Origin of the sequence: Nostoc sp. (genome assembly GCF_036917155.1) — a bacterium.
Classification (GTDB): domain Bacteria; phylum Cyanobacteriota; class Cyanobacteriia; order Cyanobacteriales; family Nostocaceae; genus Nostoc.
This window is the reverse complement of sequence record NZ_JBALDZ010000131.1, coordinates 94170-103101: the sequence shown is the minus strand read 5'-3', so window position 1 is coordinate 103101 and position 8932 is coordinate 94170. Positions and strand designations below refer to the sequence as shown.

Below are 8932 nucleotides of genomic sequence, written 5' to 3'. Positions count from 1 at the left end.
GAGGTTATTGACTTTATCAATCCATTGTTGATTATTTTGCGTCAATTCCTGAATTTGTTGATTGAGCTGTTTGAGACGCTCTTCAAGATATTCAATATGAGCCTCAATATCTGCTAATGCTTTACCACGGGCACGCGCCCGACGATTTTTCTCAGCAGTCTGCATCTCGACTAACTGTCTGATGCGACTAATTAATTCGCCCAGTTGACGCGCTGTTTCAGTACAGATTGCTAACACCTGGGGTTTCATTGCTTCCCCAAAGTGTGCCAAAATTTGTGCATCAATAGCATCAGTTTTTGCCAACCGACCTGTGGCTTTCGCAAAATCTCTTCCAGCGTCTTGGTACAACTTTCGTCAGTGGCTTGAATACTTTGGAGAAAAGTTTGGGAGAGAAATAATTGCGGTTCCTCCCCATTTTACAAGCATTGAATGTTCTAATTGTGGTGCTAAAGTCCAAAAATCTTTAAGTACTCGCACTCATTCTTGTCCACATTGCGGGTATGTAGAACAACGTGACGCTAGTGGAGACGTTCTCTCTACTTCTATTGGTCGTAAGACCTGTAAAAGCAAAGAACGTCAGTGATGCTAGAATCCTCTCCCTTTAGGGATGGGGAGTGTCAATAAATACCAACGCTGTAGCGCCAGCCGTTGAATTTCGCGCCAGGGAATATTATGTTTTCGGGCTAAGTCTGCACAATCTTCATATTCTGGCTGCACATTTGCAATAACTTTTTCTGTTGATTGTCCCTTCCATGCTATCTTAAGACGCACTTTGCCATATTCCGTTTCCACTTCTTGAATTTCCCGTTGTAAAATGGCGCGTTGCTGAGTTGTTCGTCGAATACCTAAAGTTGTAGTTTCGCGGAAGATAACGGCTTCACAACTGAGTAAATTTTCTGGATGACAAATCACAGTTAGCAAAATCCCCGGACGCGACTTTTTCATACCGATCGCTTGGGTAAAAACATCCAGCGCACCAGCCGCAAACAACGCCTCAAACGTATAGCCGATCGCTTGTGGATTTAAATCATCAATTTGGGTTTCTAGTACCGAGATGGTTTCCAAATTTGAGCTAGTACCTTCAGAATCACTGAAATTTGACTGTAAACTTGCACTTTCACCCAACCAGAGGCGTAAAATATTGGGAATGGGTAAATTTATGGTTCCTGCTCCCAGTCCTATCTGCTTGATAGCGATCGCAGGTGGTGAACCAAAATCTCTTGCCAAAGTAGTGGCGATCGCGGCTCCTGTTGGTGTCACCAGTTCTCTGTCAATACCATTGCTATAAACTGGACAACCCCGCATTTCCCACAGCTTTAATACTGCTGGCACTGGCACCGCCATCTGACCATGTGCAGATCGGACAGTGCCGCCACCAGTCGGGAACGCCGAGCAGTAAAGCAGGGGCCATCCTTCCTCATTGCTCTCAATCCCCAACCAATCCAACCCCAAGCAAGTACCCACAATATCTACGATTGCATCTATCGCACCCACCTCATGAAAATGAACTTTTTCAGGCGTAATGCCATGTACAGCCCCTTCTGCCACTGCTAGCTGTCGGAATACCGCCAAACTCCAAGCTTCTGCCCGTGATGGCAACCCCGCTTTGAGAATCATTTGCTCTATTTCTGGCAAATGGCGCGTGTGATGGTGACTGTGTTCATGATCGTGGTGCTGGTGATGGCGATCGTGTACTAAATCTACATGGACTTTAGTCGCCTGCTGACCATTCCGTTGGACAAATTCTGCCCTTAACTGATATTCCTGTTCAATACCTAACCCATTGAGTTTTGCAATTAAATACTCCACAGGAACACCCAAACTTACCAAAGCACCCAGGCACATATCACCAGAAATTCCTGTCGGACATTGAAGATAAGCGATTTTATTCATAGTCATTAGTTATTAGTTATTGGGCATTGGGCATTGGGCATTGGTTATTCTCCTGTCTCCCCCATCTCCCAATACGGTTCGGTTAAAGGGGAAAGGGGAAAGGGGAAAGGGGAAAGGGGAATAAAAAACCTTTAACCCTTACCCTTTTCCCAAAACCCTATTCTGAGTTCAAAATGCTTATCCGAACCGTATTGCCCCATCTCCCTCATCTCCCTCATCTCCCCCATCTCCCCCATCTCCCTCATCTCCCCCATCTCCCCAATTCCCCAATCCCCAATCCCCACTCACCGAGTTATGGCAAAAATTTTCCCAGTTCATCCGGATAATCCTCAAATTCGCCGAATAGAGGAAATAAAGTCGGCGCTCTCTAGTGGCGCAGTCATGCTTTACCCTACTGATACAGTTTATGCGATCGGTTGTGATTTGAATGCCAAGTCGGCGGTAGAACGAGTGCGGCAAATTAAGAAGCTAGCAAATGATAAACCATTGACATTTTTATGTCCCTCGCTGTCAAATGTGGCAACTTATGCCTTCGTAAGTGACACAGCATATCGGATTATGAAACGCCTGATTCCGGGTTCATACACGTTTTTGCTCCCAGCTACGAAGTTAGTACCGCGATTGGTGCAAAGCCCCAAGCGGAAAACTACCGGAATTAGAGTCCCAAACCATACTGTGTGTTTGGAGTTGCTGGCAGCTTTGGGTAATCCGATTATTTCAACTTCGGCACATCTGCCACCTGATGAAGCTGATAATGGCGTGGTTCGGATAGATCCTGAAATGATTCAGTCGCGGGTAGAGCTATTTGACCGTTTGGATAAGTTGGTAGACATAATTATTGACACTGGCGAGGAACCTACATATCAAGTGTCTACCATCTTGGATATGACCGGAGACAAAGCAGTAATTATACGGAGGGGTTTAGGTTGGGAAGCAGCAGCAGCATGGGTATAAGAATTTCAGGACTGGGGATTGGGTATTGGGGAAAAAATTCTTTTAAGATTTGGTTGGGGTATGAATCCACATACTCATCTTTCTAATGCCCAGTCCCTAGTCCCCAGCCCCCACTTCACAGGCGCACCTCTCAGTTTCGGAAATTGTGATCAAAATAACTCCAGTTTTAAAATTGTCATATTTAAAGGCGATGTCTAAGATGGGCTGTTCGGTGAGGCAGTGGATATAACAGAATGCTGGCAACAGTTGGCACAGTAAGGTATTTGACAACTTTGAGACAATGGCGGGTACTCGTGTGCCAGCGTCAAAATAGTGGCTTGTGAAAAAAACCGACACATTGCCATAACTGTAACTCTTTCGTATTTCCTATAGTTTTGATATATGAGCTTTAGATGTGAGCATTATATACGGCAAGTCTTGATGGATGAATGCCCAAAGATTCTCCGGTCAAGGACGGTCTTGATTGCTGTGTCTGCGTTGTAATTACGGTGCAATACTACTACCTGGAAAAGTCATGAAATCTAACGTCGTCAATCTACCAAACTCTACACCCATTTTTGAGAACCGCGTTTCGACTGAAGAATTTTCAGATAGCAGCAGTGATACCTTAATTGAATTGCTGTGTGAGGAAATGCAAGCGCAAGTGAAAGCAACACCCAAGTGCGTAGAAGCTTTAGCAAAGCGCATAGCCGTAGAAGTAGAACGCATTTGCGATAAAAGCTCCCGTATTCAAACATCTGGGGAAATCAAGTCCTGGCAGATGACGTTGGGAAGGCATCGGATGCAAAAGTGCTTACGTTACTACCAACTGGGTTCCAAACAAGGGCGGGTGGAATTACATAGCAATTTGGGTGCTATGGTTTACCGTCATGTAACTATATCCGGCTCTGAGTTGGGCTTTGATGCTCGTTACAGCCTGATTGAAGATTTTTTACAAGCATTTTATATCGAAGCGATTAAAGCTTTCCGCAGAGAAAACGAACTACCAGAGAATCACACGCCGCGTACTCAGCTGCAATTAGCTGAATACATGGCTTTTACAGAACAGTATGCCAAACGCCGGATCAATTTACCTGGTGGTGCAAATCAGCAATTGATTATCTTGCGGGCCCAAGGTTTTGCTCGTCGTCAGCCCCAAGAAACGACTGTGGATATTGAACTGGCGGTAGAATCTGCTAAGGGTGAAGAAGCAGAATCTTACCAGCGTAACTCGGCGGTGCAACAGCTGCGATCGCAAATGATTGCTCAAACTAATTTCGATCCATCAGAAGAATCAGAACGCGATCGCGTCATCACTGAATTGATGAAATATCTGGAGTCTCAAGGTCAATCTGATTGTATGAACTACCTCAGCTTGAAACTTCAAGACCTTTCAGCCCCAGAAATTGACCAAATTCTCGGTTTAACTAGCCGTCAGCGCGATTATCTCCAACAACGCTTTAAATACCACGTCGAAAAGTTTGCCAAACAACACCACTGGCAATTAGTACATCAATGGTTAGGCGCGGGTTTAGAGCAAAAATTGGGTTTATCTTCCCAGCAGTGGGAAATCTTTGTGAATCAACTCACAGAACAGCAACAGCAAATATTAGAGTTAAAAACTGCCCGACAAAACGACCAAGCGATCGCCAAAGCCATCAAATGCACCCCCAAACAGCTACAAAAGCGCTGGACTCAACTTTTAGAACTAGCATGGTCTATCCGCAACGGTCATACTGAGGCACAGACAGGCTAAAATGAAGGTGAATAAAATATAGAGAAGACCATGAACCCAGTATTTCCCGAACTCTCTAGTCTTTCGAGAGCGGAAAAACTCCAACTGGTAGAAGATTTATGGGATGAGATTGCCGCTACACCAGCAGCGCTCCCAGTTTTAGATTGGCAGAAACAAGAGCTAGCTCGTCGCAAAGCCGAATATTTGCAAAATCCAGCCATTAGCAACAGTTGAGAAGATGTAAAAGCCAGAATCTCTCAACGGCATGGCTAGAAACTTAACTATCCTTACAGCCGCAGAACTGGACATTATTGAAGCTTATGACTGGTACGAGGGGCGCGAATTTGGGCTAGGCGCACAGTTCCTACGCTGTACTGATGCCTGCCTGAATTTAATTTAGCGTCATCCCAGCACATACCAGATTGTTCATGAAACCTATCGCCGCGCTACAATTAGGCATTTTCCCTACGTCGTCTTTTACGAGTTTAATGAACAGGAGATTATTATCTACGCTGTTTTCCACTGTTCACAAAACTCATAAAAATGGCGTAATCGCTTGCAATAGTTGGTCTTTGAGACTAAAGAAAAATCCATTATTTTAACTATTACCTGAATTAGTAACTCGTTCCTGCTCCAAATTATTAATACATTTGTATTTGTTTAGTACAAAAATACCAATAAAATCGGATTTTTTACCTGTCAATCCAACCTTGTTTAGTCAAAATCAAAAATTGATATTAAGTCACTGACCTTTTTTTACTACTTCTGTGAAATCCTATAATAAGCAGGACTTTTGGCAGAGGGATTGAAGATGGCTCTGACTCAAGGTGGACGGGCAAATAAGTCTGGGAATATTTTAGAAGGAAATGTAGAAGCAATCTTAAATGGACATAATTATTTCCAAGTAGGGAACTATGTCCAAAAAGAATTTATACTCAATGCTGCTTTATTACCAAAACGTTATGGAAAAGAAGTTTATATTGGAACTGGAATTTATCATACCGATTTGAAGGTTGATTTTTATGTTATTGGCTCACCTGCAATGCCATCTGGTTTAATTTTCGAGTGCAAATGGCAAGAAAGCCCTGGTTCAGTTGATGAAAAGTTTCCTTACTTGAATATGAACATCGAGAATTATTACCCTGCACCGACTATTGTAATTTTAGGCGGTGAAGGTATGCGAGAGGGCGCAAGCAAATGGCTGAAAGCAAGAGTTAATGATAACCATAATTTATTAGCAGTTTATAGTTTAGACAGATTCATTGCTTGGGCAAATAAAAATCTCTAAAAGATGTAATTAGTAGTTCATCAATCATGCCTCTATTTTTTGTATTTGAGTTAATTGAAGGTGCTGCTTTAATTTTATTTATAACACTATAACAATAATCTTTATTATCAGTTAAAATTGCTGTACTTGGTTGGAGATAGAAAAAAAACTGCTCCACCACCTAAAAATGGCTCATAGTAATTTTTATAATTCTTGGGAAAATAAGGAATATATTGCTGTATCAACCTACTTTTGCCCCCTGCCCACTTCAAAAATGGACGCGGGCTAGTTTCCTTGGGGATTTGAATTACCATTTACTTCCGATTTCACTAAAAATAATCACAACTAAAATAAAGCCAATATAACCGAAGAGCCAAATTTTAGATTAACTGGCTAAATTTCTAGCCACATATATTACAATTGAGTAGATAAAGCATATCAAAACAAACGTAAGTATATAACAAGGCAGTTTACATTCAGATGTTTGACGGATTTTGGGATAACGTCTTTCGCTACCCTCGGTACTTAATTACTATCGTCTTAGGCCTGTTTTTAAACACCTTTGCGCCATTAGTGCCACTGTTGAAACGCCCTGTCACCTCGATCGCTATCCTGGGTTTATTGGTGAGCAGCTTAGTCTTTCTGACTTTCACTCTACGGGCAATGCTGGGCTTGAGTGCAATCTAGACTAGCGTTATATCGGGGCTGTGCCCCACAGACGGTTGCTCTTGGCGTTGCTCCCGCTAAAAGTACTGTCTACCCAACTTGCATCTATTTTTGTCGTATAACCTCTGTAATGAGGCGAAATTTTTATGGCTACAAATCGTCGGGTTTCCCGCGTTGCTGAACTGATCAAACGGGAAGTTAGCCAAATGCTACTCAACGGCATTAAGGATGACCGTGTGGGTACTGGAATGGTTAGTGTTACTGATGTTGATGTTTCTGGCGATCTCCAACACGCCAAAATCTACGTCAGCATCTATGGAACAGATGAAGCTAAGGTAGAAACAATGGCAGGCTTAAAGTCGGCCACAGGTTATGTCCGCAGCGAACTTGGGGCGCGGGTACGGCTACGTCGAACCCCAGAGGTGATATTTCTCGAAGATCGCTCCATAGAACGTGGTAATAAAGTATTGGCACTGCTAGATCAACTTAATCACGATCGCCCGCCAGAAAATCTTGTAGCAGTAGAAGACAGCACTGTTCAAAATGATGAGGAATTCTCCGAATAAGTAACTAAAACAACAATGTAACTTCAGAACAATTAACCTCAGCAAATCCGCCAAACATTTTACAGACGTGACGAGATCGCGTCTGTTTTAATGTAACCATAACTTAATTCAGGGATTCAGTACTTGTCTTGGCTTTCGTCTCTACTCTAGTATTCTCCCTTCTCCTACTCCCACAGCGATTAGATATTGTTTGATTTGGAATTGCCTGACTCCACCCTTTTGTAGATGTTTATCTAAAGAAAACTGTTTACAGTGAGTGCTGAAATTAACCTAATTAATTGCGGTCTTACTTAAGAAATTGTTAACAGATGCTAGGGTAAAAGCCTTTGTAGTATACTTTAGCCGTTATGTTTTGCAACAGTTTATACCCTAGTAACTGACAAATATTATTGTGTTGTTTACCCTTAGATGAATACCCGCAGTGATAGATCAAGCTTTAAGGTGACTATTTGATATGTAAGCGAATCGCAATATAAACTCTTCCCACCCTCCAAATCTTGCCTAAATACAGTAATGGCAAGACTTTCAGACTTGTGGCATCAAAGTCATACAGCTGCATAAGCAGGTTAAGTTAACTACTCGGAATTTTTTTTGTAAAGCGGATTTGAGGGAAATGTCAGGATTCGTTGACTTTCTTAACATTTCTTGAGATAATTTCAGGAGATGTAGCGTCAAAATAAAAATAGTTCCGTATAGCAAACTACAAAATCCTAGCCACAAGTCTAATTTCTGTAATGTTTGTTCCTAATTATTAACGGGAACACTATCGTAAGTGTTAATTTGTGAGTAAAAAACATGAGTGTGAATACGGTGCCTTCTATCAATTACTACTCTCTAGATGTGATTCAAGACGAAGCACGCCGACTGGTGCAAAAGGGAATGGTTAGCCGACAACAGCCAATATATAGCCTCTGCCAATACATTCCAGCTAGAGAGTGGGTTTGCGTTGAATGTGAATTAGAGAAATGTGACTTTTTGTTGCGCGATCGCATTGGCGACCTAATTGGTCGTGAACAGTGGGACAACGACTAATCAATTTTTGATTTCGGATTTCGGATTGGGAGCTTATTTTCGGTGTGTGGATGTCACCATTAACGATTCGATGCCCAATCTGGGGGATAATCTCTGGTTTTTGATGAGCATTGCCCTATACAGAATCTTGAGTTTTTGATTAACACAGAAGCATTTGAGTCTGAATTTATACAGCTTTTCAAGTCAAATAAGGCATCAGAACCATCTGTTCTGTACATCTGGTGTCGTTGCTTGAGTTTAGTATGTGAATTCTGTGACGTTCCTACATTGATCCGATAGAAGTGTAGGAACTTCACTTTTGACTCGCAATTTATTGCAATCTAAAGGCACTGCTTTTTAGAGGCAATGTTGGATGAAGGGAGAATCCTCGTACCTTTAGGTTGAGGAGTTGTCAACCTACTTGCTCTAAATACTGATTAATGTCTTCAATGATGCGAGTAAGTTCAGCTTCAGTAGTCAAGCGGATGTTAATGTTGCGGACAGTCAGCAAAACTTTGGCTGCGAAGGGCGTTGGCCAAATATTAGGATTACAGAAAACTTCTAAAAATACTTCACCCGCATAACGATATTCCAAGGGAGGCTGGGGAGTGACTCTACCGCCGCCAGGAGTGGGTTTAGCGGCGACAGCTTTCAAGCGCTCCATTAGTTGATCTGTTGCTGTCTTTAATTCTCGTGCTGCTTGGGGTGAAAAACTAAAGGAGACTGAACCTTCAATTAGGTTCAATGTTAGAGGAGTTGAAGACATATCTTTTTTATTAAAACTTCTTGATAAGTACTAATATTACCGGAAGAAGGGGTCTGAATCCCATTCTCATGTACTCCGTATCTTCTAGATTTATT

13 protein-coding genes and 2 pseudogenes are annotated in these 8932 nt (G+C 42.3%); 10 read left to right on the top strand and 5 right to left on the bottom strand.

Annotated features, from left to right (window positions below; all coding sequences use genetic code 11):
* A pseudogene (locus V7K67_RS18535) lies at positions 1-333 on the bottom strand (IS110 family transposase); the annotation flags it as partial.
* On the opposite strand from V7K67_RS18535, the gene V7K67_RS18530 reads away from it, so the two are divergent.
* Complete coding sequence (locus V7K67_RS18530; RefSeq protein ID WP_442943865.1) at positions 311-583, top strand: zinc ribbon domain-containing protein; 273 nt, start codon at positions 311-313, stop codon at positions 581-583. The pseudogene V7K67_RS18535 and the gene V7K67_RS18530 overlap by 23 nt on opposite strands.
* Positions 584-585: 2 nt before the next feature.
* Here V7K67_RS18530 and larC read toward each other — a convergent pair whose 3' ends face one another.
* Entirely contained in the window at positions 586-1893 is a 1308-nt protein-coding gene (larC, locus tag V7K67_RS18525; RefSeq protein ID WP_335167857.1) for a nickel pincer cofactor biosynthesis protein LarC, read from the bottom strand.
* A gap of 177 nt (positions 1894-2070) precedes the next feature.
* Complete coding sequence (locus V7K67_RS18520; protein WP_335167853.1) at positions 2071-2211, bottom strand: hypothetical protein; 141 nt, start codon at positions 2209-2211, stop codon at positions 2071-2073.
* On the opposite strand from V7K67_RS18520, the gene V7K67_RS18515 reads away from it, so the two are divergent.
* The 6 genes from V7K67_RS18515 (at position 2188) to V7K67_RS18495 (ending at position 5849) form a co-directional block, all read left to right on the top strand.
* Positions 2188-2847 carry an L-threonylcarbamoyladenylate synthase gene (locus V7K67_RS18515; RefSeq protein ID WP_334709852.1) on the top strand — a complete coding sequence of 220 codons (660 nt, stop codon included), beginning with the start codon at positions 2188-2190 and terminating at the stop codon, positions 2845-2847. The two genes, V7K67_RS18520 and V7K67_RS18515, sit on opposite strands and share 24 nt — an antisense overlap.
* Positions 2848-3361: 514 nt before the next feature.
* The gene (locus V7K67_RS18510) at positions 3362-4582 is read left to right on the top strand and encodes a HetZ-related protein (RefSeq protein ID WP_334709835.1); all 1221 of its coding nucleotides are present in this window, start codon (positions 3362-3364) and stop codon (positions 4580-4582) included.
* Between the two features lie 30 nt (positions 4583-4612).
* On the top strand, positions 4613-4795 hold the full coding sequence (locus tag V7K67_RS18505) for an addiction module protein (RefSeq protein ID WP_334730864.1): 183 nt from the start codon (positions 4613-4615) through the stop codon (positions 4793-4795).
* Positions 4796-4826: 31 nt separating this feature from the next.
* Positions 4827-4961, top strand: a complete 135-nt coding sequence (locus V7K67_RS18500) for a hypothetical protein (protein WP_334709837.1) — start codon at positions 4827-4829, stop codon at positions 4959-4961.
* A gap of 21 nt (positions 4962-4982) precedes the next feature.
* Entirely contained in the window at positions 4983-5102 is a 120-nt protein-coding gene (locus V7K67_RS34455; protein WP_375495457.1) for a type II toxin-antitoxin system RelE/ParE family toxin, read from the top strand.
* 270 nt (positions 5103-5372) lie between these two features.
* Positions 5373-5849, top strand: coding sequence for a PD-(D/E)XK nuclease superfamily protein (locus tag V7K67_RS18495; RefSeq protein ID WP_335167850.1), 477 nt, complete (start codon positions 5373-5375; stop codon positions 5847-5849).
* A gap of 106 nt (positions 5850-5955) precedes the next feature.
* Here the strand turns inward: V7K67_RS18495 and V7K67_RS18490 are convergent.
* Positions 5956-6142 (bottom strand): annotated as a pseudogene (locus V7K67_RS18490) (DNA adenine methylase); the annotation flags it as partial.
* Positions 6143-6308: 166 nt separating this feature from the next.
* Between V7K67_RS18490 and V7K67_RS18485 the strand changes: the two are divergent.
* From V7K67_RS18485 to V7K67_RS18475, 3 genes are all read left to right on the top strand, one after another.
* Positions 6309-6515 (top strand): DUF751 family protein, encoded by a 207-nt coding sequence (locus tag V7K67_RS18485; protein WP_292843617.1) that lies wholly within the window; start codon positions 6309-6311, stop codon positions 6513-6515.
* A 125-nt stretch (positions 6516-6640) separates the two neighbouring features.
* A complete protein-coding gene (rbfA, locus tag V7K67_RS18480) occupies positions 6641-7060 on the top strand; it encodes a 30S ribosome-binding factor RbfA (RefSeq protein ID WP_334732222.1) in 420 nt (139 codons plus the stop codon).
* 795 nt (positions 7061-7855) lie between these two features.
* Positions 7856-8092, top strand: coding sequence for a DUF4327 family protein (locus V7K67_RS18475; protein WP_094347157.1), 237 nt, complete (start codon positions 7856-7858; stop codon positions 8090-8092).
* A gap of 391 nt (positions 8093-8483) precedes the next feature.
* Here the strand turns inward: V7K67_RS18475 and V7K67_RS18470 are convergent, their stop codons facing one another.
* The gene (locus V7K67_RS18470) at positions 8484-8837 is read right to left on the bottom strand and encodes a hypothetical protein (RefSeq protein ID WP_334709841.1); all 354 of its coding nucleotides are present in this window, start codon (positions 8835-8837) and stop codon (positions 8484-8486) included.
* Between the last annotated feature and the right edge of the window lie 95 nt (positions 8838-8932).

Excerpts from the sequence above, each read along its gene's own strand:
- larC (WP_335167857.1), bottom strand. The coding sequence starts at position 1,893 with ATGAATAAAATCGCTTATCTTCAATGTCCGACAGGAATTTCTGGTGAT.
- V7K67_RS18515 (WP_334709852.1), top strand. The coding sequence starts at position 2,188 with ATGGCAAAAATTTTCCCAGTTCATCCGGATAATCCTCAAATTCGCCGA.
- V7K67_RS18520 (WP_335167853.1), bottom strand. The coding sequence starts at position 2,211 with ATGAACTGGGAAAATTTTTGCCATAACTCGGTGAGTGGGGATTGGGGA.
- V7K67_RS18510 (WP_334709835.1), top strand. The coding sequence starts at position 3,362 with ATGAAATCTAACGTCGTCAATCTACCAAACTCTACACCCATTTTTGAG.
- V7K67_RS18505 (WP_334730864.1), top strand. The coding sequence starts at position 4,613 with ATGAACCCAGTATTTCCCGAACTCTCTAGTCTTTCGAGAGCGGAAAAA.
- V7K67_RS18500 (WP_334709837.1), top strand. The coding sequence starts at position 4,827 with ATGGCTAGAAACTTAACTATCCTTACAGCCGCAGAACTGGACATTATT.
- V7K67_RS18495 (WP_335167850.1), top strand. The coding sequence starts at position 5,373 with ATGGCTCTGACTCAAGGTGGACGGGCAAATAAGTCTGGGAATATTTTA.
- V7K67_RS18485 (WP_292843617.1), top strand. The coding sequence starts at position 6,309 with ATGTTTGACGGATTTTGGGATAACGTCTTTCGCTACCCTCGGTACTTA.
- rbfA (WP_334732222.1), top strand. The coding sequence starts at position 6,641 with ATGGCTACAAATCGTCGGGTTTCCCGCGTTGCTGAACTGATCAAACGG.
- V7K67_RS18475 (WP_094347157.1), top strand. The coding sequence starts at position 7,856 with ATGAGTGTGAATACGGTGCCTTCTATCAATTACTACTCTCTAGATGTG.
- V7K67_RS18470 (WP_334709841.1), bottom strand. The coding sequence starts at position 8,837 with ATGTCTTCAACTCCTCTAACATTGAACCTAATTGAAGGTTCAGTCTCC.